This is a genomic window from Yersinia nurmii, assembly GCF_001112925.1.
Taxonomy (GTDB): domain Bacteria; phylum Pseudomonadota; class Gammaproteobacteria; order Enterobacterales; family Enterobacteriaceae; genus Yersinia; species Yersinia nurmii.
In genome coordinates, this window is sequence record NZ_CPYD01000014.1 from 17,299 (window position 1) to 41,736 (window position 24,438).

Here is a 24,438-nt window from a genome sequence, read left to right on the forward strand (position 1 = left end):
AATCTAAAGCGTAGATTCCTGTCCGCTACTTTTATAATGAGGCCAATTTTCATCGTTTACCGCCGTTTCTGGCGGGAAATTGATAACCCTTTTCTCCTGAATGCTTATCAGAGCGAATGAGGGCATTAACGGCCAGGGAAACCCGGTGGCATCATACCTTTCATGCCACGCATCATTTTGGCCAGACCGCCGTTTTTCATTTTCTTCATCATGCGCTGCATGTCATCGAACTGTTTCAGCAGGCGGTTCACATCCTGAACCTGCATACCGGAACCCGCTGCGATGCGGCGCTTGCGAGAACCTTTGATGATTTCCGGCTTGGCACGTTCTTTCAGCGTCATCGAGTTGATGATGGCCTCCATCCGCACCGTCACTTTGTCATCCATTTGAGATTTCACGTTATCAGGCAACTGGCCTGCACCGGGCATCTTGCTCAACATGCTGGCCATGCCACCCATATTGCGCATTTGTTTTAACTGATCTAGGAAGTCGTTCAGGTCAAACCCGTCGCCTTTCTTCAGCTTGGTCGCTAATTTTTCCGCCTGTGCGCGGTCAACTTTGCTTTCAATGTCTTCAATCAGGGAGAGAACATCGCCCATCCCCAAAATACGGGAAGCGACGCGATCCGGATGGAATGGCTCCAACGCTTCGGTTTTCTCGCCCACACCGAGGAATTTAATCGGCTTACCGGTGATATGACGAATCGACAGCGCGGCACCACCACGAGCATCACCGTCTACCTTGGTCAGTACCACGCCAGTCAACGGCAGCGCTTCGTTAAACGCTTTCGCCGTGTTGGCAGCATCCTGACCGGTCATGGCATCGACAACAAACAGCGTTTCTACCGGATTAATCGCGGCATGAATCTGTTTGATTTCGTCCATCATGGCTTCATCAACGTGCAAACGACCGGCAGTATCGACGATCAGCACATCAAAGAATTTCAGTTTCGCCTGCTGTAAAGCCCGATTAACAATATCAATCGGTTTTTCCTGCACATCCGACGGGAAGAATTCAACGCCAACCTGTTGCGCCAGCGTTTCCAACTGTTTAATCGCCGCAGGGCGATAAACGTCGGCAGAAACCACCAGCACTTTTTTCTTCTGTTTTTCTCTCAGGAACTTACCCAGCTTAGCTACGCTGGTTGTTTTACCCGCGCCTTGCAGACCGGCCATCAAAACGACCGCCGGCGGTTGGGCTGCCAGATTGAGCTCATTATTGATCTCGCCCATGGCGCCAATCAGCTCATTCTTAACAATTTTTACGAATTCCTGGCCCGGCGTAAGGCTTTTATTGACCTCATGGCCAACTGCACGCTCTTTAACACGGTTGATAAAGTCGCGAACCACCGGCAAGGCAACGTCGGCCTCAAGCAATGCCATGCGGACTTCACGCAGGGTTTCTTTAATATTTTCTTCTGTCAGCCGGCCACGGCCGCTGATATTGCGCAGTGTGCGCGATAATCGATCGGTTAAGTTCTCAAACATCGTCTCATGCTCAACGTGGAAACAGGCCGCCCGGGCGACACAATGGCGGGATTATAACACGAAGCGCGCGCGATCTCTGCCTTCACGTAGGAGAACGGTTGGAGCATGGCGCAGCTAACGTTATACTGGTTATCTAATTCACTCAGCCGATACCTATTAACCGCTATGCCCGTGTTCTCTATTTTGGCTCTAGTTGCCTATTTACTTAGTCTGGGACTGATTATTCCCAGTTTGGTGAGGAAGAGCAGCGCTTACCGACGGCTAGCCCTGGTTTCTGCCGTAGTGGCGCTGGTTTGCCATGGCATTGCACTGAAACATCAAATATTTGATGTTGGCGATGGTCAAAACCTGACTTTGCTGAATATTGGCTCTATTGTCGGTTTGATGATCTGCTCGATCATGACATTCGTTGCCTCTCGTGGGCGCGGCTGGTTCCTGCTGCCGATCGTTTACAGCTTTGCCATGATCAATCTGGCCCTCGCCAGTCTGATGCCCGGCGAATTCATTACCCATCTGGAAGGCAGCCCGGCGTTATTTATCCATATTGGGCTTGCGCTATTGGGTTATGCCACGCTGATTATTGCCGCGCTGTATGCCATGCAGCTCGCCTGGCTGGATTATCTGCTAAAGAATAAAAAGCTGACATTCACCGCCGATATGCCGCCACTGATGAGCATTGAGCGAAAAATGTTTCACATTACGCAAATTGGCGTAGTGCTGCTGACGTTAACGCTCTGTACCGGTTTGTTATATATGGATAATTTGTTCAGCAAAGAGAATATCCATAAAGCCGTGCTGTCGATTATGGCGTGGTTTGTCTACATTATTCTACTGTGGGGTCATTATCACGAAGGGTGGCGCGGCCGCCGCGTGGTCTGGTTCAGCTTTGCCGGTGCATTCTTACTGACTCTAGCCTATTTCGGCAGCCGCCTGCTGCAAGAAATCATGATCGGCTAACGACTAACGACACTCTTCCGCCCAACCTACGGCTCCTGTTACCCTGACCGGAGCCTTCATCTATCGCTATAAGGAATATTGCGTTGGACCAGGTCTCTACCAGTACACTTATCATCATTCTGATCATTATGGTCGTGGTATCGGCGTACTTCTCAGCCTCAGAAACCGGCATGATGACGCTAAACCGCTACCGCCTACGCCATTTGGCCAAGCAAGGAAACCGTTCTGCCCGCCGTGTGGAAAAACTATTACGCCGCCCGGACCGACTAATTAGTCTGGTTCTTATTGGCAATAACCTGGTTAACATTCTCGCATCGGCGCTAGCTACCATCGTTGGAATTCGACTGTACGGTAACGCAGGCGTGGCAGTTGCCACTGGCGTATTGACCTTTGTGGTGCTGATTTTTGCTGAAGTGATGCCAAAAACCATCGCTGCGCTCTATCCTGAGCGCGTCGCCTTCCCTAGTAGCGTACTATTGGCTCCTTTGCAGAAAATCATGCTGCCGCTGGTCTGGTTGCTGAACAGCATTACGCGCTTGCTGATGCGCCTGTGCGGTATCAAAGGCAATGTTCATGTCAGCGATGCAGTAAGTAAAGACGAATTACGCAGTATCGTGAATGAATCACACTCGCAAATTTCCCGTCGTAATCAGGACATGCTGATATCGGTGCTGGATCTGGAAAAAGTCACAGTCAGCGACATTATGGTGCCGCGCAATGAAGTGGTTGGCATCGATATCAATGATGACTGGAAGTCCATTATGCGCCAGCTAACTCATTCCCCTCACGGACGCATTGTGCTGTATCGCCAATCGCTGGATGACGCGATTGGGATGCTACGAGTGCGTGAAGCCTACCGACTGATGACCGAGAAAAAAGAGTTCAACAAAGAAAACCTACTGCGCGCGGCGGATGAAATCTATTTCATTCCAGAAGGCACACCGCTGAACGTTCAACTGGTCAAATTCCAGCGCAATAAAGAAAAAGTCGGCATGATTGTCGATGAATACGGCGATATTCAAGGACTGGTTACGGTAGAAGATATCCTGGAAGAAATTGTCGGAGATTTCACTACATCAATGTCCCCTACGTTAGCGGAAGAAGTGAATCCACAAAGTGATGGCTCAGTAATTATCGACGGCACCGCCAATGTTCGGGAACTGAATAAAGCCTTTAATTGGTCGCTGCCGGTCGACGCCCGCACCATTAACGGCATGCTACTGGAAACGCTGGAAGATATCCCTGAAATTAACGCTCAGGTCCGCATCGGCCATTACGAGATCGAAGTATTGGACGTACAGGACAATATGATTAAACAGGTCAGAGTGACTCCGGTCGATCATCCGCATTCATCGCTTAATCCGCAGGAATAACCGTAGAGTGATTAACTCGCGCGCGATAAACATACTCTCAATAAAAAAGACGCTCTCGCGTCTTTTTTGTTTTCCGGCATACCAACGGTGCTAGATATGCAGTTCAGTCAGTTTCTCTTTCGGTAATGCCAACTCATCGTTATGGTTTATCCGCACACCACGCTCTATGATGTTTTTGGCAATTTCCTGCGCTTCTTCCAGTGAATGCATTTGGTAAGTCCCACACTGATATTCATTCAGCTCAGGAATTTTACGCTGGTCGGTGACTTTCAGCACATCAGCCATCGCCGCTTTCCACGCTTCTGCCACACGCTGCTCGTCAGGTGTGCCAATCAGGCTCATATAGAAACCGGTACGGCAGCCCATTGGGGAGATATCAATAATTTCCACGCCCTGACCATTCAGATGATCACGCATAAAACCTGCGAATAAATGCTCCAGCGTATGAATACCTTTCTCCGGCAAAACTTCTTTATTTGGCACGCAGAAACGTAAATCAAACACGGTGATTGCATCGCCGTGAGAGGTTTTCATCGTCTTAGCAACGCGAACGGCCGGTGCTTTCATAATGGTGTGGTCAACTGTAAAACTGTCCAATAATGGCATCTTGTTACCTCCTCAAAAAAAATCATTTCTCGCAGAAGAATTTTTTTTCGAACCCAATGAAACTTTTTTAAATCACCGCCGTCTTAATATGTGAAAGACGCGCATTTGTTATCATCATCCCTGTATACAGCGATGTTAATTTGGCCACATTGATTGTGGCCTTTTCTTTTTCTAGCGACCTGCGTGTATCGCCAGATACTCTTCAAAGCTTAGCTCATCACCACGTTCTAGCTCACCTTGCCGAATCCAGGAACTGTCACGTTCAGCTGACAGCTGTTCTTCAGTCAATATTTCCAACGGCTCACTGCGTAATATTTCGCGATAGCGTTCAGCCAAATCCAGCCCAACACCGCCGATTCCTTCCGCTTTCATTGCCTGTAAAATACGAGCAGAGAATGTCAGATCCGGATTATCGAAGGAAGCAACTAGCTCATCACATACATCCTGATAAGCCCGGCTGTCTTTGCCGTCCAGCACTTCTGCCACCCGGCGCAGGTCGTTAAACAGCGCTTTACCGACTTTATCTAACGGTTCACGAGTGCTATCGCAGCCAATACCAATAGTCTGACCGGGTTTACGCCCTTCCAGAATCACACGATTCCAGTTTTTACGCGTACAAAGTAGCTCATCGCTGCTCATTTCCGGCGCATCGGCCAGCACGCACCAGATCAAAAATAGATCGAGGAAACGAGCCTGTACGGCATCAACACCAATTGGAGAGAACGGATTGATATCCAGCGAGCGCACTTCGATATATTCGATCCCGCCGCGCAGCAACGCGTCTGAAGGTGACTCACCTGATTTAGTTACGCGTTTTGGTCGAATCGGAGCATATAGCTCATTTTCGATTTGCAATACATTGCTATTGAGCTGTAAGTAGCGATCGCCATCTTTCAGCCCCAGCGCAGCATACTCTTCCGAAGGCGTATGGATTGCACGTTTCAATCCATCAACATAAGTATTCAAATCATTAAAAGTAATGCCCAAATTGCTCTGTGATTTATTGGTGTAACCCAAATCACTCAGGCGTAAAGACGTGGCATAAGGCAAATAGCACATACCGTTATCATTACGCTCAAAAGGCAATGCGGTCTCACGTCCTTGCAAAAATGAAGAGCAAATCGCTGGCGAAGCACCAAACAGATACGGAATCACCCAGCCAAAGCGATAATAGTTACGGATCAGGCGGAAATAACCGGCAGAGATCTCTTCTTTACCACTTTGTTCGTCTTCCACACCCGCCCACGCCTGCCAAAACTCAATAGGCAGTGAGAAGTTGTAATGTACGCCGGAAATGGTTTGCATCAGCGCGCCATAGCGGTTTTTCAATCCTTCACGGTACAGCGTCTTGAAGCGTCCAACGTTGGAAGAACCGTATTTAGCGAGTTCGATATCCTGCTCAGCACCGATAAAGCACGGCATGCTGAGTGGCCACATACGCTCATCGCCAAGTTTACGCGCAGTGTAACGATGAATATCACGCAAAAAAGCCAGCAAATGATCGATATCGCCGTCTACCGGAGTGATAAACTCCAGTAAAGCTTCGGCAAAATCAGTCGTGATCCATTGATGTGTCAACGCCGCCCCGAGTGACTCAGGGTGTCCCGTCGCAGCCAGTTGGCCATCAGCGGTCACACGCAATGTTTCCCGCTCAATGCCGCGGCGGATTCCTTTTAATGCATTAGGATGCGCTTCCAACCAAGAAAGCGCCTGTGATACGTCCGGGATCAAATCGACCTCCCGCTCTTAAAAACCATAGCCCGTAAGCATACTGAAACTGCGTCAATGTGACTATGTGAAGTCATCACATCTTTATTGCCACCAGGCAATCCCTTCCAGCGTTAACACAGTAATAACGATGTAACGCACGGCTTTTCCCACACACAGAAAAAAAACCACCAGAGCCCAGGGCATACGCAGCCAGCCTGCCAACACACACATCAAATCGCCTACCACCGGCAACCAACTCAGCAAGAGAGCGGCTGGGCCAAAACGCTGGAGCCAGCCCAACGTCATATCCAGCCCGCGCTGCGGTTTTAACGCCGGTAACAGGCGGCCTATAACTACATTTGTTAAGCCACCCAGCGTATTACCTACGGTCGCAGATAACACTAATATCACCGCGGGCGCACTGCCCGCAGTTAGCAAGGTCACTAATAGAATTTCGGAACTTCCAGGTAAGAGCGTCGCGCTAAGAAAACTGCTACCAAATAACGATACTACAGCCAGCGTGCTACTCACAGCAGACGTACATCCACCACGTCCATCTTCGCCCGCTTTGCCGCTTCTACGCCGAAATCAGCGTCTTCGAACACGACACAGCGCTCCGGCACCACGCCGAGCAATTCGGCACAGCGCAAAAATGTGTCGGGTTCCGGCTTATGCCGGGTAACGTCATCAGCACCGACGATGACATCGAAGTAATCCCGAAGGCCCAAATGTCGCAACAGCGCCTCAGCCATACTGTGCTCGCTTCCGGTTCCCACCGCCATAGGTCTGCGGCCATGATAAGCCTTAACCACGTCAATGAGCGGGAGCGGCTTGACGTTATCCAACAGCATCGCCCTCACCGCTGCCGTTTTCTCCGCGGCTAACAGATGAGGATCTAACTTCAACCGATGATTATGAATAATCACCTCAGCAATTCGCCAGGTTGGAGAGCCATTGAGCGCCACCATAGCTTGCTCATCAAATTGAATACCGTGGGGCATCAACACCCTCCGCCAGGCTTGGCGATGGGTGGATTCAGTATCCAAAATCGTGCCATCCATATCGAAGATCAAGCCGTCATAGCGATCGTACATCTTTATCCCAGGATCATTGAGAAAAGGAAAAGCTACTTTATCGCAAACTCATTAAATTGTCGCTTACTGTATAACCATCTGTATTTAATCATAAAAAGCGTTATTTCGGTTAAAGATGGTCATTAGGTGAGCGTAATAAAATCAACTGGATGGGAATTCATTATCCAGTACAAGCAATTTGATGAGGTATAGAACTGGTGAATTTATAACCGCATCGTCCAATCTTGATATTTTCCATAGGTAGGAGAAATTCAGATAGCGGAAAAAAAGTCTGTGGCGTTCTACTGGCACTCGCGGGGTCTAGCCGACCAAATCAGGCTGGATGCTATTTCAAATAGCCAGAAAACAGAAAACCCCGCCGTAGCGAGGTTTCTTAATATGGTGCACCCAGGAAGATGACTCGGCTAACGCCTCGCCCTTCGGGCCGTTGCTGAAGCAACGTTGTCTCGCTACGCTCGGCTCGAACTTCCGACCGCTCGGTTCTACCGCGTTCTCCGAGACTTAAAAACAGAAAACCCCGCCGTAGCGAGGTCTCTTAATATGGTGCACCCAGGAAGATTCGAACTTCCGACCGCTCGGTTCGTAGCCGAGTACTCTATCCAGCTGAGCTATGGGTGCGTTTGATTTTTACTGCGAAGCGTTTCACCAAGTGAAACTATAACAACAAAGATGGTGCACCCAGGAAGATTCGAACTTCCGACCGCTCGGTTCGTAGCCGAGTACTCTATCCAGCTGAGCTATGGGTGCAAATAAATCTCTGATACTATCTGACAGTCATTTAACTATTTCACCATACTGCAAAATATGGTGCACCCAGGAAGATTCGAACTTCCGACCGCTCGGTTCGTAGCCGAGTACTCTATCCAGCTGAGCTATGGGTGCATAGTAAATGGCGGTGAGGGAGGGATTCGAACCCTCGATACAGCTTTTGACCGTATACTCCCTTAGCAGGGGAGCGCCTTCAGCCTCTCGGCCACCTCACCATACGCTTCTTTCGAATTGTGCCTAACTTGCTTTTAAAGAAGCTCATCGGCACTGCGTGGCGCACATATTACTTTCCTGCACTTATAAGTCAAACAATTTTTCCCAACAAACGTTTACTTGCACAATTCACAGCCAAGATGCGCAATTTGACATCGAAAAGAGTATTTTATCAACAGGCGAGATAAGGGTGCCTGTGAAATAGCGCTGTAAAAGAATTGAAGGAATATTACTGAGGCGAGTTAGATCTTGGAAGAAAAGCGAGAAAATAGCGATGAGCGAGTGAGAAATGATGCAGGGAATAGAATTTGGGGAGAGAGCAGTAGCGTCTCGCATACCACGAGACGCTGCTTCAATATCAGTAAGTCGTCGGTTGAGACTTCTCTGCTTGAATACGTTGGTAGATTTCTTCACGGTGAACAGAAACTTCTTTCGGAGCATTCACACCAATTCGAACTTGGTTGCCTTTAACTCCTAATACAGTAACCGTAACCTCATCGCCAATCATGAGTGTTTCACCAACTCGACGAGTCAGAATAAGCATTCTTTGCTCCTTGAAAAATTAAAAGAGTCGGGTCTCTCAGTTTCCCCGCCATTATCCATCATACACCGTGAAAACGTAAGCCATCGCCCCCACATAAAATGTAAGTAGCTTGGTCGCGCCTCTAACTAATACAAGTTTAGACGACACGAACAAATTTGCGTTTAACTTTGTAACCGACCTATGACAAGAAAATTGAAAAGCGCCATACTCTTCTTTGAGGTATGGCGCATTTATTTTACACGATCATTGCATGCTTACAGCCGAGACGCGACCCACGCTTCTACGCTAGCCAGCGCGGCGGGCAGAGCCTGAACATCCGAACCTCCAGCCTGAGCCATATCAGGGCGTCCACCACCTTTACCGCCCACCTGCTGGGCAATATCGGCAATCAACTCACCTGCTTTGACTCGGTTGGTCAAATCTTTGGTCACACCTACAATCAGGCTTACCTTATCGTCTGCGGTCGTAGCCAGAACGATAATGGCAGAACCCAGCTGATTCTTCAGATCGTCAACCATGGTACGCAGCATTTTCGCTTCAACGTTATCCAGTTTGCTAACCAACAGTTTTACGCCCTTCACTTCTTTCGCAGAGGAGGACAATGAAGCACTCTCCTGCGCTGCCTGCTGGTCTTTCAACTGCTGTAGCTCTCTTTCCAACGCTTTGCTGCGATCCAATACGGCACGAATCTTATCTGTCAGATTATTGCTATCCCCCTTCACCAGGTGGGCAACATCCTGTAACAGATCGCTTTGCTGATGCAGCAAAGCAATAGCACCTTCACCCGTTACGGCTTCGATACGACGAATACCTGCTGCCGTACCTGATTCAGCCAGAATACGGAACAGACCAATATCACCGGTACGATTGGCGTGGATACCACCGCAAAGTTCGGTTGAGAAATCGCCCATGGTCAATACGCGCACCTGATCGTCATATTTCTCGCCGAACAGAGCCATTGCGCCTTTTTCTTTCGCTGTATCCAATTCCATAACTTCTGTTTGAATTGGCAGGTTGCGGCGAATTTGTGCATTCACCAGGTCTTCAACCTGACGAATTTGTTCCGGCTTCATGGCTTCAAAATGAGAGAAGTCAAAACGCAGGTATTTATCGTTAACCAATGAGCCTTTCTGAGCCACATGCTCACCCAGTATTTTACGCAATGCAGCGTGCAATAAGTGGGTCGCGGAGTGGTTCAGACGAATACGATTACGGCGAGCGCTATCTACAATAGCATCAACGCTATCGTTGATACGCAAAGTACCTTGAGATAACTGGCCTAAATGACCAATCGCCTGGCCGTATTTCTGCGTGTCGGAGACAATAAAATCAGCCATAGCGCTTTTCAGTTGGCCTTTGTCGCCAACCTGACCGCCAGACTCACCGTAGAACGGAGTCTGATTCAAGATCACCACGGCATCTTCACCAGCATGAATCTCATCAACGGCTTCGCCATTGCGGAATAATGCAGTAACGGTAGCTTTCTGCTCTGCATGGTCATAGCCAGAGAATTCACTCGCGGTATCCACACGGATCAGGCTGTTATAGTCAGCACCAAAACCGCTGGATTCACGAGCACGACGGCGTTGAGCTTCCATTGCCTGCTCAAAACCAGCTTCATCAACCTTCAGATTGCGCTCACGGCATACGTCCGCGGTCAAATCAACCGGGAAACCATAGGTATCATACAGGCGGAATGCAGTTTCACCGTCCAGCGTATCGCCGGTCAGCTTGTTCAACTCTTCATCCAGCAATGCCAGACCACGTTCCAGAGTCCGTGCAAACTGCTCTTCTTCAGTTTTCAGAACCTGCTCTACCATCGCCTGCTGTTGTTTCAATTCATCAGCGGCTGAACCCATAACGGCAATCAATGGCGCTACAAGTTTGTAGAAGAAGGTATCTTTGGCGCCCAAAATATTTCCGTGACGAATAGCACGACGAATGATGCGACGCAGCACATAACCGCGGTTTTCATTCGAAGGAATAACACCGTCTGAAATCAGGAACGCGCATGAGCGGATATGATCGGCAATCACGCGCAGTGATTTGCTATTAAGATCGGTAGCGCCGGTCACTTCGGCAACGGCCGCAATCAGATCGCGGAACAGATCGATTTCATAGTTAGTATTCACGTGCTGCAATACAGCGGCAATACGCTCCAACCCCATACCGGTATCTACGGATGGTTTAGGCAGCGGCAACATGGTGCCATCTGACTGACGGTTGAATTGCATGAAAACGATGTTCCAGATCTCAATGTAGCGATCGCCATCTTCTTCTGGTGAGCCAGGAGGGCCGCCCCAGATATGGTCGCCGTGATCGTAGAAGATTTCGCTGCATGGGCCGCAAGGGCCGGTATCACCCATCTGCCAGAAGTTATCCGAGGCAAAAGGCGCGCCTTTGTCGCCGATACGGATGATACGTTCACGCGGTACGCCAACGTCATTTGCCCAGATGTTATAGGCTTCGTCATCGGTTTCGTAAACGGTAACCCACAGTTTTTCTTTCGGCAGGTTGAACCAATTTTCGCTGGTCAGTAGTTCCCATGCGAAGTTAATCGCATCATGTTTGAAGTAATCGCCAAAGCTAAAGTTACCCAACATTTCAAAGAACGTGTGGTGACGTGCGGTATAACCGACGTTTTCCAGATCGTTATGCTTACCGCCGGCGCGAACACAGCGTTGGGAAGTCGTGGCACGGGTATAGGCCCGTTTGTCCAAGCCCAAGAAAACATCTTTGAACTGGTTCATCCCGGCATTGGTAAATAACAATGTCGGGTCATTATTAGGGACCAATGAGCTGCTTGATACAACCTGGTGTCCCTTGCTATGGAAGAAATCGAGAAACGCTTGACGGATCTCAGCGGTGCTCTTGCTCATAATTGTCCCGGAATCAAGCTAAAAGAATGGCCCGCGAGCCAATAGCGCCCCCCCTTAATAAAGGGGGCTACCGGTCAGCTCACAAACAAAAAGTGGGAATAAGATAAATTTTCTTCAGAGGGAAGTAAAATCCCGTGTGCATTCATTCGATAAAATCATTGTAAATCGACTGAATTTCTTCTTGAAAGAAGCCACGATAGAGGAGATAACGCTGAACTTTTGCCTTTTCCTTCCATTCAACAGGTAAGGTTTCACCGAATTTGCGCTGAGCGACTTCCTTTGCCAGCTGACACCAGTCGATCTCACTTATTTCAAAAGCAGCCTGTGCTTGTTCTTTTTCTATGCCCTTCTGCAACAGTTCAGAGCGAATGCGCTGAACACCATATCCTTTGCGACTACGGCTGTTGATATAACTGGTAGCAAAACGAGCATCATCCAGCCAGTTGTGTTGATAGCAATAAGCAATGACTTCATCAATAGCTTTTGGGTCAATAGCCTCAGCCGCGTCATGGCTGTCAGTCAGTTCATGGGTATCGTTGTCAGTCTCTTTTTCTTCGTTGCTGCTACCACCAGAACTATAGCTGCGATGATAAAAGCTATTTTTAGCGCTTTGACCGTCGTGGCTATCGCCACCGCCATTATTCAGGTTTTGACCCCGTTTAGCGGTAGATGGGGATTTCTTCTGTCCGCGTCCCCAATTGCCTTTTACCGAAAATGACTGCGCCGCAAGTTTGCGGCGCAGTTCGGTCTCACTATGATCTCGTTGAGAGAGCAATCTCATCGCACGGCTTAACAGGTCATTCATTACTTTTAATCACAAGTAGAGAATCCCATCCCCTTAAATTTCGAGTTGCGGCAGTGACAGCGCTAACATTCTCACGGATTCCAGAAACTGAGTTAACTCAATCCAGAATTTGTCTAATTGCTGCATTACCGCAATACAAAGCTTATCGGGTTGATATTTTGCCAAGTAATAGGATTATGACTATGCGGCTATCACTTCAGCTTCAGCCTATTAAAACTCTTCGCTAGTCTCATCATTAGCTTCATCGGCAAAATCACCGGCTGCCGCAGTCGATTGTTCACCTGCACCACTCAGCAACATTTCACGCAGTTTCTTATCGATCTCTGTTGCAATAGCTGGGTTTTCTTTCAAATAATTACTGGCGTTAGCTTTACCTTGACCGATTTTGTCACCGTTGTAGCTATACCATGCACCGGCTTTCTCAATCAGCTTATGTTTAACACCCAAGTCCACCAATTCACCGTTGATGTTAATGCCTTCACCGTAAAGAATCTGGAATTCAGCCTGTTTGAACGGCGCAGCAATTTTGTTTTTAACCACTTTGACGCGAGTTTCACTGCCCACAACCACATCGCCTTCTTTCACCGCACCGATGCGGCGAATATCCAAACGAACGGAAGCATAGAACTTCAGGGCGTTACCACCGGTGGTGGTTTCCGGGTTACCGAACATCACACCAATTTTCATACGAATCTGGTTAATGAAGATCAGCAAGGTGTTGGCATTTTTCAGGTTACCCGCCAGCTTACGCATAGCCTGGCTCATCATACGAGCAGCAAGGCCCATGTGAGAATCGCCAATTTCGCCTTCAATTTCTGCTTTTGGCGTCAGAGCGGCTACGGAGTCAACGATGATCACATCAACCGCACCTGAACGAGTCAACGCATCGCAAATTTCCAACGCTTGCTCACCGGTATCAGGCTGCGAACACAGAAGATTATCGATATCTACGCCTAGTTTTTTCGCGTAAATCGGGTCAAGGGCGTGCTCGGCATCAATAAAGGCACAGGTTTTACCTTCACGTTGCGCTGCGGCGATAACCTGCAGCGTCAAGGTAGTTTTACCTGATGATTCAGGGCCATAGATCTCAACAATGCGACCCATTGGCAAACCACCGGCTCCCAGAGCGATATCTAATGATAATGAGCCGGTAGAAATCGTTTCAACATCCATTGAGCGGTCTTCGCCAAGGCGCATAATAGCGCCTTTGCCGAATTGTTTTTCAATCTGGCCCAGTGCTGCTGCTAATGCCTTTTGTTTGTTCTCATCAATAGCCATTTTTACTCCCTCTCTGGCAAGGTAAGGTCGCCCTTATCGTCACCACTGAATGTTGTTTTGTGCAGGAAATTAGCGCTAATTATACTGTACAATCATACAGTATCAAGCCTATTTTTTTAGAAATTTATCAACCAGCGTCTGAAGCGCGAAAATAGTGGCCTGCAAACGTATCTCATCGCGATTACCATTAAAAGCGCGCTTCTCCGCCGATACCTGTCCAGCCTTTGTTGCAAAACCGAACCAGACGGTACCTACGGGCTTAAATTCAGTACCGCCGTCAGGCCCTGCAATCCCACTAACGGAGAGTGCGAAATCAGCCTGCGCCGCGTGTAATGCCCCCACGGCCATCTCACGTACTACCTCTTCGCTGACTGCACCATACGCATCCAGGGTGGTTTCCGCTACGCCAAGCAAATCGTGTTTTGCTTCATTACTGTAAGTCACAAATCCGCGATCGAAATAAGCCGAACTACCGGCGATATCCGTCAAGGCTTTCGCTATCCATCCGCCGGTGCAAGATTCAGCGCAGGTAACGCTGGCCCCGCGAGCCTTGAGCAACTCACCGGCGTCAATGCTGAGCTGACGCAGTTGTTGTTCGTTCATCATGCCCCCTTATTCTATGAAAATATTTCAGTGGCGATAGTAGCACTTCTCTTAGTTTGTGCTGCACTTCTGCCAATAGATGCGAGGCGTTTCGCATGTGGAATTCAAAGTGCTTGTCCGGACAGCGCTTTACCTATCATGCTTAGCTGGTAGTATCAAAGAAGCTTATAAATCATCTAATTGATTGCAGAGAGGTAATACCCGAGCAGGCTGGCGTGACGTGATTTCTCTATCTGACTGATTTTACGTCCGACTTTTAGGCCTGTACGCCGACGATCATTTCAGGACACAAAAACCAGGACGATATAGTGAAAAAAATTCTGAACGCATTCTTCCCACTTTACACCGCGACGGTGCTCATGTTGTTGGGTTCTGGCCTGCTGACGACCTATATCTCACTGCGTTTAACATCGATTAACGTATCCGGAGCCCTGATCGGGGCCATTATTGCCGCTAACTACATCGGATTGGTTATTGGCGGCAAAGTCGGTCATTTTCTTATTGCCAGAGTCGGGCATATTCGCGCCTATGTCGCCTGTGCTGGTATCATTACCGCGGCAGTATTGAGCCACGGATTAACGGAATACATACCCGCATGGGTCATACTAAGGCTAATTATTGGCCTGTGTCTGATGTGCCAGTTTATGGTACTAGAAAGCTGGTTGAACGATCAGTCATCCTCGAACCAACGTGGCGCGGTATTCGGTTTTTATATGGCAGCGACCTACGCCGGTATGGCGCTAGGTCAGGTAGTTCTGATGCTACAGCCCGATCTGGGCCTCAGCACATTGATGGTGATAGCTTTATTCTTTGCTCTTTGCCTGGTTCCTATCGCACTAACAACCCGTAGTAATGCCCAGCAAATGTCACCAGCGCCAATGGAATTAAAATTCTTTATCCGTTCTATCCCAAAAATTCTAGCCTCAACCTTGGTTATTGGCATGATTGTCGGCTCTTTTTACGGGCTTGCGCCGGTCTATTCCAGTCTGCAATCGCTGACAACTGAGCAAACGGGTCTGTTCATGGCACTGTCAATTTTTGCTGGACTGGTTGCCCAGCTTCCATTGAGTTGGTTATCCGATCGTTATAACCGAACTTTATTGATTCGTATCAACGCCATATTACTTGCCATCACCGCGCTGCCGCTGGCCATCTGGCCGCATATTCCTTTTCGTTTATTAATAGGTCTAGGGTTCATCGTTAGCATGTTGCAATTTACCCTTTACCCATTAGTCGTCGCGCTGGCTAACGATATGATTGAGCCGGAACGACGCGTTTCTTTGGCTGCTTGTTTACTGATGTCATTTGGCGTGGGAGCCAGTATCGGACCACTGGCGGTCGGTGCGCTGATTGCGCCTTTGGGGGGCAATATTCTATATGCTTTCTTTGCTTTATGCGGTGTAGCGCTGGTTTCTCTCAGTCGCACAGTGAAACAGGATGAATCAGACTTTGTGAATGACGCACCGGTGCCTCATATCGCAATGCCCGATAGCCTAGTCAGTTCTCCCCTTTCACCGGCTCTTAACCCTAGTTTTGACGAACAGATGATTCAAGATATTATGCCTCCGTTAGAGGCGGTAGAACCGAATGGCGTAAAAACCGTCCAGACAGTGCATCCTTAACATCGTTTAAAAAGCCTGTTACGGCAGGCTATTTTATTGGTTTATTGCCGATGAGAGGTAAATAGAACCAATAAAAATTTAAAAATAACACCTGCAAATTGATAAAAAAGGAAATGTGAAATGACATTAACCGAGTGGATTTTGACCGGAATTGTGCTTGGGTTGGTTGTCGGCGGTGTAATGACTTTTTTCAAAAATAAGAAATAATCCACTGGGATTCAAAGCAACGACAGATTATTTCTGGTTACGCCATAAATACATACGGAAAATGCGATCTATCCCCTATAAAAGAAATGGCGTCATCGCTTAGCTGACGCCACATATAGTAGGATCGGAGCCAAAGGATACTTAAAAAAAATATACCGGCTTGATTTACCTTAGTTTCGATAACTGATGTTGCAAGTGAGAGAAAATGTCTAATAAACCGTTCCACTATCAAGACCCCTTCCCTTTAAAGGAAGATGATACCGAGTATTACCTGGTCAGCAATAATCATGTCTCCGTCTCGCAGTTTGAAGGTCATGATATTCTCAAAGTCGAACCAGAAGCCCTCACCCTACTCGCCCAACAAGCTTTCCACGACGCATCGTTTTTACTCCGCCCAGCCCATCAAAAACAAGTCGCCGCAATTCTTGACGATCCTGATGCCAGTGAAAACGATAAGTACGTTGCTCTGCAATTTCTGCGTAACTCGGAAATCGCGGCCAAAGGTATTTTGCCAACCTGTCAGGATACCGGCACAGCGATTATCGTAGGGAAAAAAGGCCAGCGCGTCTGGACCGGCGGTAATGATGCGGAAGCCTTGTCCCGTGGGGTATACAACACCTTTATTGAAGATAACTTACGTTACTCGCAAAACGCCGCACTGGACATGTATAAAGAGGTCAATACCGGCAGCAATCTGCCTGCGCAAATCGACCTGTACAGTACCGAAGGGGAAGACTATAAATTCCTGTTCGTCACCAAGGGGGGAGGTTCAGCAAACAAAACTTATCTGTATCAGGAAACGAAAGCACTGTTGTCTCCCGGCAAACTCAAAACCTTCCTCGTTGAGAAAATGCGCACTTTGGGAACCGCCGCCTGCCCGCCCTACCATATCGCTTTTGTCATCGGCGGTACTTCGGCGGAAAGCACGCTGAAGACGGTAAAACTGGCTTCCACCAAATATTACGATGGTTTGCCAACCGAAGGTAACGAGCATGGGCAAGCTTTCCGCGATATTCAGTTGGAAGAGGAATTACTGAAAGAAGCTCAGGAATTAGGGTTAGGCGCGCAGTTCGGTGGCAAATATTTTGCCCACGATGTACGCGTAATCCGCTTGCCACGCCACGGCGCATCTTGCCCAGTAGGAATGGGAGTGTCTTGTTCCGCCGATCGCAATATTAAAGGCAAAATTAACCGTAAAGGCATCTGGCTGGAAAAACTGGAACATAACCCAGGGCAATATATCCCCGAACATTTACGTCAGGCCACGGAAGGTAAAGTCGTAAAAATCGATCTGAACCGGCCGATGAAAGAGATCCTAAAAGAGCTGTCACAGTATCCGGTATCTACGCGCCTATCTCTGAGCGGTACAATTATTGTTGGCCGTGATATTGCCCACGCCAAATTGGAAGAACGCCTGAAAAATGGTGAGGGATTGCCGCAATATGTCAAAGATCACCCGATCTATTACGCAGGCCCAGCAAAGACACCGGAAGGTTATGCATCTGGTTCCCTAGGACCCACCACCGCAGGCCGAATGGATTCCTATGTGGATCTACTGCAATCCCACGGCGGCAGTATGATCATGCTCGCCAAAGGCAACCGCAGTAAACAGGTAACGGACGCCTGCCAGAAGCATGGCGGCTTCTATCTCGGCAGTATTGGTGGTCCAGCTGCAGTATTGGCGCAAAACAGTATTAAAAGTCTGGAATGCGTGGAGTATCCCGAGCTGGGTATGGAGGCCATCTGGAAAATCGAAGTAGAAGATTTCCCGGCTTTTATTCTGGTCGATGATAAAGGCAATGATTTCTTCCAGATTATCCAAGCATCTAAATGTAATCGCTGCGGCTGATCATTAGCCGCAGGTAGATTGACTCTTATCGTCCGGCAGAAATCTGTCGGGCTTTATTTTACAAAAATAAAAAAATATTTTCTTGATAAAACCCTGCCAATACTCATTCTAAATATTAACTATCGCATACTGTTTGACATATTTTAAATTCATCTTAGTTTAGCGAAAAGCCGCCCCTCTAAAATAAAAATATATATATCAAAAACTATATCCACAATAATATTAATCACCTCTTAGATATATCATGATTTCTCCAATTAGGTACCATAGCGCTTAAATCTTATAGCAAATATAAAACCTAATTATTCGTACTCATCTTAAGCTCTACACAAGTCAGCCTGTCGCCCCAAAAAACTAATTAATGATATTTAAGCCAAAGATAAGAGAAAGGCATCAGCAATTAGAATAATTTATATGCACTAAATCGCTAATGGCACCTATGATATTTCAATATTTTATCTATCAGTCCATGCAGATAGACACCAAATTTATTAATTCACCACATTGGAATAATTCAACTATGTTAAATATACTTTATAGCTTACAAACCGTCGCTCCACTATGGTGGGGTAGCTTGGCAATACTTGGCCTTTGCATCGGTAGTTTTCTTAATGTCGTCATTCATCGACTACCGATTATGCTCAAGAACAATAATCATCATGAATTTAACTTGTGTATACCGCGTTCGTTTTGCCCACATTGTAATCATTCACTGAAATGGCATGATAACATTCCTATATTCAGCTGGTTTCTACTAAAGGCACAATGCCGACAGTGCCAAAATAAAATCTCTCTCCGTTATCCCATGATCGAGTTAGCGACTGTGGCTTTAACATTATTTATCAGCATGATTATTCCTGCCGGATATACGCTTCTGGCTGCATTAGTCTTTACATGGGCATTAATAGCGTTAACCGCAATTGATATTGAGCATTTGCTATTGCCGGATAACCTCACGCTTTCTTTGCTATGGGGTGGCCTGATTTTTCATTTATTCGATCAAACCTTGGCACTCAGTGATGCCGTTATCGGTGCAGTGGGTGGATATTTGGTCTTATGGTGCCTTTACTGGACATTTTGGCTGACAACGCGCCGTGAAGCCCTAGGCTATGGCGACTTTAAATTACTAGCGGCCTTAGGCGCTTGGCTCGGCTGGATGGACCTACCGGCCTTGCTTTTGATTGCGTCCCTGGCTGGGAGCAGTTTTACATTCATCACATATTTGCTTAGAAATAGGCCGCTAAGCACGCCTTTACCTTTCGGCCCATTCTTGGCATTCGCCGGTTGGTTATTGTTCCTGCATAATTACCATGAAATTAATGACGATAGCATACTGTCATTTCATATTGCGCCGAGCTTCATAGGCAAAATCAGCCAGTAACAGATTAAGAGAAGAACATTGATTATTATCGATGCCAATTTCTTCCACCAGAGCCTGATAGCGTGTTTGACTTTTCCCTTTTAGCGCTTGATAAACGGGTGCTTTGGTATCCCAATTTCGCTCCATTGCCAGTTTCATCGCCGTTTGCATGAGTATTGATTCATCGGGAATATCTTCCCTTTGGCATTCTTGTCGCAAATACATAGCACCAGAAATCAGTGCAGATAGCTGTTCGATCTGCTGTGGTGACCCCACTACTGGAGCCCTATTTGTTGGCCGCTGACATCCATTAACGAGCAATAATGGTAATAGCAGGAGCAATGGATATTTAACTGATGGCATTGATTAACTCATCGTAAAAAGATGGATTTATCATATTAGAATAGAAACTAGTCGCATAGAACCACAACATGCTTATTAAAGTTTAATATACTGATTAGGTTTTTATAATGACGAAATTTGAAATAACAAATAATATAGAATAGACATTTATTTCATTCCGTCACCTTAGTCAGCATTATATATTCTACAATATCATTTATCGTATTCCATTGTAGCCAGACATCATCAGCCAACGGTTTAGCCGTTTTTTTCTCCACCTCAATAACTAACTCTAATATTTCCAGAGAATCTATATGCAAATCTAGTATTAGTCTCGCATCCGGATTTATTTTTGATAACGGACAATTAGTTATCATAACAAGGTTTTTCTGCAACCATTGTAATATGTCTACGTATAAAATGTTGGCAGATCTATCTGTAACAGACATAACATCCTTTGGCTACGCTAAAATTCTTAACGTTGGTTCATTAGATTTTGCGTGATCTTCTATCGCTCTAATCAAGAACTGGATTAGGTTTTCCAACTTATTGAGATGGTGGCCATACTTTTCCGTTAGCTGGTTAAGAGCATTTTGCTGTCGGTTCTTTATGCTGTCGTTCCCTGCCTGCCAGGCTTGATAAGTTGCTGTAGCGATATCATCATTTCCACTATGGTTATTCCTTATTACCCCATCAGAATTCTCAAGACTTTTAAATATACTCTTTAAATTATCCAAGTTAGGTAAAATATAAATACAACCTTTTTCTTCATCCCAAGTTACATTTAACTCTGGTGACAGTTCTTTCTTCCAATAATTAAATCTTTTTTCATCCCCCGTTAATGTATAAAGTGCTTTTACGTTTGAAAAAGCATTTTCATTTAACCTTCCAGTTTCTGTATTATAAAAACTCGATTCATTACTATAGATAATGAGTTTATCGTTTAGACTAGCGGCAAAACTCCTTTTTTTAAAATCAATTTTATTTGCATCACTCCCAGCCCCAACATATTTTGACTGCGTACTTAGCCCCTCGCTAAAAGCTTCGTAATACTTGCTATATTTCTCAACTATTTCTTTATGCTTACTCTGAAAATCTTCATAACCGATATCGACAACTTCAATAAGACTTTTTATATGTGGCGGTATATTGATCTCATCATGACTATAATCTGAAGATAACACCTCATATTTCTCATCAATATCATCTGAGAGTCGATTGATTAAACGTTGAGTATCACCCTTCGTTACACCCGTTTTTTCCAAGGTGGTAAATTTTCTTACCCCATAATCTTCACTCGCCAATAAATTTAACCAATCACGCCTTAAATTAGAAGAATCATTATCATCTGAGTAACGTGATATTATAGAATCAAAAAAGTCATTATTGATCACATCACCGCCCCCACTATTTAGCTGGGAATGTAAAGATTCAGTTTGACTAGCATTCGGTTTGATCGACGCTGCGCTCCCTGAAGATATTATCATAACTATTACTCCCTAATTTGAATAATCTAGCCGCGAATGATTTTCGCAGATGTCATATTTTGACCAGAAATTATCCCGTTGATCGTGTCCTGCATGCTTTTAAACATCGCATTAATATCGCTAGCGGCCCTTTCTTTTTCACGCAAAATAGTCTGTGTTATATCTGAGGCAGTATTTTGCATCATCTTGTTGGCTTCAATAGTTTTAACTTCCGCCATGTTGATACCCGAAACCATCTGGCCACCATTAGTCGCCATATTAGAAATAGCACCGCCCACTATCTCCAATTTACGCCCAGTATTGCTGTTTGGTTTGACCGCACTCAACGATGAATTGAGATCTTGGGGAAGTTCCCTAGCCGGTTTTATTTGTATCTTATCTTTGGGGTGATTATGTATCTCTTTGGAAGACATCATATCTCTTGGTTCATTCAGCGTTCTTATTTTATTATTTTTCATTGATCCAACCGCATTCATGCTTGCACCTCCTGAATCCGTAATATTGACGTTCTGCCTGACATCACTAACTTTATTAGTCGCAATATTCGGCTGCTGCGGTTTGATTTCTGCATTTAGCATCTTATTTTGCTTATTTAAGCCGCCTAGCTGTATACCGCTACCGGCGCCAACCATGACAGAACCTATAACAAAGCTGAATATGGCCCCGAGCAGTTGCTGCTTGCCCTCTTTTACTGTTGATTCTGCGGCATTTTCAGCCATTGTAGCGCTTAGCGAAGCCAGGAAAATGTTTATCTTGGCGTTGCTTTCATCCGCTGTCATCCGTTGCCTCTGTATCATAGCTCTGATGAATATCATTAAATTATCCGAAGTAAACCCATCAAAGTAGGACACGTTATCTACACCAACCTCGCGTGCAATCAAGGCTCCAGAAATTTCGTGTAAGAACTCAGGTACGGGTACGTTTGTAAAATAATCTAGCTGCGTCTGTTGTAGCGCTGAGTGTGGAAAAGGTCTTTTATTAGGAGTGTCCTGAGAATACAGCTCCATGAATTCATTTAGATTTTTTGATAAACCAAACAAAACACTTTCATCGATTTCTCTCTGAGGGGATGCAAGAGTCACCCCCGAATATGGGAATTTTAATGATCCCTCCTGCAAACCAGATAAAGCATTTAAATTCAGGCTATTTATTGTTCCCTCATCTGATACACTAGAATTTATTGGAATATTTTTCTGATTGGAATTTATCGCAAGATGATAAAGATGAGTTTGGGATTTGACATTAAAGTTTGAACTCATAATAACTCCATTTATCGAGATTAAACTGTTTTAATAATCAGGTTCTATCGCAAAATAATTAATTCGCAATACTTCTAACCACGGCCAATTGATTTTGTTGAGATTGATGCATCCCTTCAATCATACTATCCAAATGTTCAGCGCCTACTTTCGTAAATGTTGAAAGTGCCTCCATCATGCGCCGAATCAATTCGTTTATTGAACGAATAAACTCTGTATTTAATGTTAAATCTGCAAATATATTTTTTGCATCCAAGTTATAATCAGCAGAAATAATATTTAGCGTTCCAGATATCGCTACGTTGTTCACATTCACCGCGGCACCCGTTACTTTTGAACCAATTTCTACCTTGCGCAAAGTCGTCTCACCAAGATTCACTGAGTTATTAATTGCCTTTCCTACACGGCTAATGCTTTGGCTCAGGCTATCCCCCACCTTTCCAGCAGTATTCCTTACAGCCTGCGCTGCGGCTTTGGGCAGCAATTTTGCACCTGCTTTAAGCACACCATTGCCTATGAATTTCGCAAGAGACGATGCCATATTTTTCACGAAGGATGACAATGAAACCAGAGAAATCAGAAGGAAAGCAACAGCCGCTAATACCACGCCAACAATTTTACCAATCTCCTCCGCTTTATCCTTGGGTACGCCGCAAGCAACCAGGACCTTGGTTATACCAGTGGCGATTTCTTTGGCGAGCATTTGCATTAAGCTGCTATTTCCTGTTGCTTCAAGCACTACATCTGCCACCGCCATAGCGATACCGACCGCGGCCACACAAACCATTAACGCAGACGCAGCACCGAGAGTAGCAACCGTGGCAACAACTGAAACAGCTATCATCACGTAACTAAGAATTTTACTCGCGCAGGATGCCGCCTTACTGGTCTCTTCGGCTTTTTTTTGCGATGCCTCACACTCTTTAGCTTTTTTTTCTGCATCACGGCAGGCGGTTTCGTCTATCTTTTCCAGCACAGCCTTTTGTCGTAACGCATTATCAAGATTCAATTTCCCAATCAGCTCTTTCAGCAGAGCAGAAAGAATCGCAAGTTGGCCTAACGCACTTATATGTCTTTCCTTATCGATGCTTCCGGGTGCGCGGTTACCTACTTCTGTAAGAAACCGTTCTATTTCCTCATGCGAGGTAGACGCTTTTTTTGCTATGACTAAGGCATCAGTAACTGCGTAAGCGGCCTGTTTCTCTTTTGCATCCAAACGTAGTTGAACCGTAGCAATTTCCTTATCTAAACGAGTCAATCCAGATTGTGGATGAGAGGCAGTTTGAGCATCAGCACCCATGGTTTCAGGGATGATAGCTACATCTTTTTGCACTGAGGAAGTATCTAAACTAAATGAATTTTGTGAGCCAAAAGAGTGTGGTTTCTGAGCAACGGCACGCCCCTTCGCCTTTAAAATATTTAGCAAATGGCGTTCTTTCTCGACGTCTTCTGTATACCTATCCGTTCGTTGATTTGCCGCGCGCAGCTCAATATTTGCTTCCTCAAAAGATGCCACTAAATCATGACCTTGAAGGCGAATCGCTTCCGATTCGACGTTGAGCTGTTTCAGTCGATTCCGCATATTACCGATAGTATCTTTATGGAAAATATCCTGTAAGTTGAGCATGGCTTGCAGTAATGCCGTATTGCCATTTAAGTAATTACCCGTTGTTAATGGCGCAGCCTGATCCGCTAAATTAGCCTCAGTAGGATGATTCTCAGAATGAGCCGTATTCTGCAACCGGCTCGCCAAAGGAGCCTTTGTCATTAATTGCGGTTTCGTTAGCGACGGGGCTCCGTTAATACCTTTACGTTGTCGGCTCAATTGTTCCTCTGCCGCTAATTCTCGACAGGCATCCTCAAGAGCCAAAACTTCTTTGCCGGCATTATCTTTCGCGGTCAATAGCCCACCCGGCCCCACTCCCGCAGCAACAAAAGATAAAGCATGATTAATTCTATCTCTGGTCAGTTTACTGGGGTCAATAGTCATAATGT

General features: G+C 46.2%; 20 protein-coding genes, 4 tRNA genes and 1 other RNA gene. 5 read left to right on the forward strand and 20 right to left on the reverse strand.

Annotated elements, in window-relative coordinates:
• Window positions 1-125: 125 nt before the first annotated feature.
• On the reverse strand, window positions 126-1,487 hold the full coding sequence (gene ffh, locus AD970_RS15665; protein WP_049601101.1) for a signal recognition particle protein: 1,362 nt from the start codon (window positions 1,485-1,487) through the stop codon (window positions 126-128).
• 165 nt (window positions 1,488-1,652) lie between these two features.
• On the opposite strand from ffh, the gene AD970_RS15670 reads away from it, so the two are divergent.
• Window positions 1,653-2,444: a cytochrome C assembly family protein gene (locus tag AD970_RS15670; RefSeq protein WP_049601350.1), complete on the forward strand. Its 792-nt coding sequence runs from the start codon at window positions 1,653-1,655 to the stop codon at window positions 2,442-2,444.
• A gap of 83 nt (window positions 2,445-2,527) precedes the next feature.
• The gene (locus AD970_RS15675; RefSeq protein ID WP_049601103.1) at window positions 2,528-3,817 is read left to right on the forward strand and encodes an HlyC/CorC family transporter; all 1,290 of its coding nucleotides are present in this window, start codon (window positions 2,528-2,530) and stop codon (window positions 3,815-3,817) included.
• 90 nt (window positions 3,818-3,907) lie between these two features.
• On the opposite strand, the gene luxS is transcribed toward AD970_RS15675, so the two are convergent.
• The 14 genes from luxS to pncC all read right to left on the reverse strand — a co-directional run bounded on the left by luxS (window position 3,908) and on the right by pncC (window position 14,317).
• Window positions 3,908-4,423 (reverse strand): S-ribosylhomocysteine lyase, encoded by a 516-nt coding sequence (gene luxS, locus AD970_RS15680; RefSeq protein ID WP_049601106.1) that lies wholly within the window; start codon window positions 4,421-4,423, stop codon window positions 3,908-3,910.
• A 171-nt stretch (window positions 4,424-4,594) separates the two neighbouring features.
• Window positions 4,595-6,154 (reverse strand): glutamate--cysteine ligase, encoded by a 1,560-nt coding sequence (gshA, locus tag AD970_RS15685; RefSeq protein WP_049601108.1) that lies wholly within the window; start codon window positions 6,152-6,154, stop codon window positions 4,595-4,597.
• A gap of 81 nt (window positions 6,155-6,235) precedes the next feature.
• Window positions 6,236-6,664, reverse strand: a complete 429-nt coding sequence (locus tag AD970_RS15690) for a YqaA family protein (protein WP_049601111.1) — start codon at window positions 6,662-6,664, stop codon at window positions 6,236-6,238.
• Window positions 6,661-7,227: a fructose-1-phosphate/6-phosphogluconate phosphatase gene (gene yqaB, locus AD970_RS15695; protein ID WP_049601114.1), complete on the reverse strand. Its 567-nt coding sequence runs from the start codon at window positions 7,225-7,227 to the stop codon at window positions 6,661-6,663. The genes AD970_RS15690 and yqaB overlap by 4 nt, the downstream gene beginning before the upstream one ends.
• 379 nt (window positions 7,228-7,606) lie before the next feature.
• Window positions 7,607-7,733: non-coding RNA, RtT sRNA (locus tag AD970_RS19040), on the reverse strand.
• 35 nt (window positions 7,734-7,768) lie between these two features.
• Window positions 7,769-7,845, reverse strand: a tRNA-Arg gene (locus AD970_RS15700).
• Window positions 7,846-7,897: 52 nt separating this feature from the next.
• Window positions 7,898-7,974 (reverse strand) — tRNA-Arg (locus AD970_RS15705).
• A 58-nt stretch (window positions 7,975-8,032) separates the two neighbouring features.
• Window positions 8,033-8,109 (reverse strand) — tRNA-Arg (locus tag AD970_RS15710).
• A gap of 8 nt (window positions 8,110-8,117) precedes the next feature.
• Window positions 8,118-8,210, reverse strand: a tRNA-Ser gene (locus AD970_RS15715).
• A gap of 356 nt (window positions 8,211-8,566) precedes the next feature.
• On the reverse strand, window positions 8,567-8,752 hold the full coding sequence (gene csrA, locus AD970_RS15720) for a carbon storage regulator CsrA (RefSeq protein ID WP_002209449.1): 186 nt from the start codon (window positions 8,750-8,752) through the stop codon (window positions 8,567-8,569).
• 254 nt (window positions 8,753-9,006) lie between these two features.
• A complete protein-coding gene (gene alaS, locus AD970_RS15725; RefSeq protein ID WP_049601116.1) occupies window positions 9,007-11,631 on the reverse strand; it encodes an alanine--tRNA ligase in 2,625 nt (874 codons plus the stop codon).
• 142 nt (window positions 11,632-11,773) lie between these two features.
• Window positions 11,774-12,436 carry a recombination regulator RecX gene (gene recX, locus AD970_RS15730; RefSeq protein WP_049601118.1) on the reverse strand — a complete coding sequence of 221 codons (663 nt, stop codon included), beginning with the start codon at window positions 12,434-12,436 and terminating at the stop codon, window positions 11,774-11,776.
• Window positions 12,437-12,646: 210 nt separating this feature from the next.
• Entirely contained in the window at window positions 12,647-13,714 is a 1,068-nt protein-coding gene (recA, locus tag AD970_RS15735; RefSeq protein ID WP_049601121.1) for a recombinase RecA, read from the reverse strand.
• A gap of 108 nt (window positions 13,715-13,822) precedes the next feature.
• Complete coding sequence (gene pncC, locus AD970_RS15740) at window positions 13,823-14,317, reverse strand: nicotinamide-nucleotide amidase (RefSeq protein ID WP_049601123.1); 495 nt, start codon at window positions 14,315-14,317, stop codon at window positions 13,823-13,825.
• A gap of 308 nt (window positions 14,318-14,625) precedes the next feature.
• Between pncC and AD970_RS15745 the strand changes: the two genes are divergently transcribed.
• The 3 genes from AD970_RS15745 to AD970_RS15755 all read left to right on the forward strand — a co-directional run bounded on the left by AD970_RS15745 (window position 14,626) and on the right by AD970_RS15755 (window position 19,376).
• On the forward strand, window positions 14,626-15,939 hold the full coding sequence (locus tag AD970_RS15745) for an MFS transporter (protein WP_049601125.1): 1,314 nt from the start codon (window positions 14,626-14,628) through the stop codon (window positions 15,937-15,939).
• A gap of 412 nt (window positions 15,940-16,351) precedes the next feature.
• On the forward strand, window positions 16,352-17,995 hold the full coding sequence (fumA, locus tag AD970_RS15750; protein ID WP_049601127.1) for a class I fumarate hydratase FumA: 1,644 nt from the start codon (window positions 16,352-16,354) through the stop codon (window positions 17,993-17,995).
• 520 nt (window positions 17,996-18,515) lie between these two features.
• Window positions 18,516-19,376, forward strand: a complete 861-nt coding sequence (locus AD970_RS15755) for a prepilin peptidase (protein ID WP_049601353.1) — start codon at window positions 18,516-18,518, stop codon at window positions 19,374-19,376.
• On the opposite strand, the gene gspS is transcribed toward AD970_RS15755, so the two are convergent.
• From gspS to sctE, 5 genes are all read right to left on the reverse strand, one after another.
• A complete protein-coding gene (gspS, locus tag AD970_RS15760) occupies window positions 19,332-19,631 on the reverse strand; it encodes a type II secretion system pilot lipoprotein GspS (RefSeq protein WP_235786948.1) in 300 nt (99 codons plus the stop codon). The two genes, AD970_RS15755 and gspS, sit on opposite strands and share 45 nt — an antisense overlap.
• Window positions 19,632-19,870: 239 nt before the next feature.
• Window positions 19,871-20,146 (reverse strand): acyl carrier protein, encoded by a 276-nt coding sequence (locus AD970_RS15765; protein ID WP_053215279.1) that lies wholly within the window; start codon window positions 20,144-20,146, stop codon window positions 19,871-19,873.
• A gap of 12 nt (window positions 20,147-20,158) precedes the next feature.
• Window positions 20,159-21,184, reverse strand: coding sequence for an IpaD/SipD/SspD family type III secretion system needle tip protein (locus AD970_RS15770; RefSeq protein WP_049601131.1), 1,026 nt, complete (start codon window positions 21,182-21,184; stop codon window positions 20,159-20,161).
• Window positions 21,185-21,210: 26 nt separating this feature from the next.
• Entirely contained in the window at window positions 21,211-22,443 is a 1,233-nt protein-coding gene (locus AD970_RS15775) for a hypothetical protein (protein WP_049601135.1), read from the reverse strand.
• Window positions 22,444-22,501: 58 nt separating this feature from the next.
• Window positions 22,502-24,433, reverse strand: a complete 1,932-nt coding sequence (sctE, locus tag AD970_RS15780) for a type III secretion system translocon subunit SctE (protein ID WP_049601136.1) — start codon at window positions 24,431-24,433, stop codon at window positions 22,502-22,504.
• Window positions 24,434-24,438: the final 5 nt, after the last annotated feature.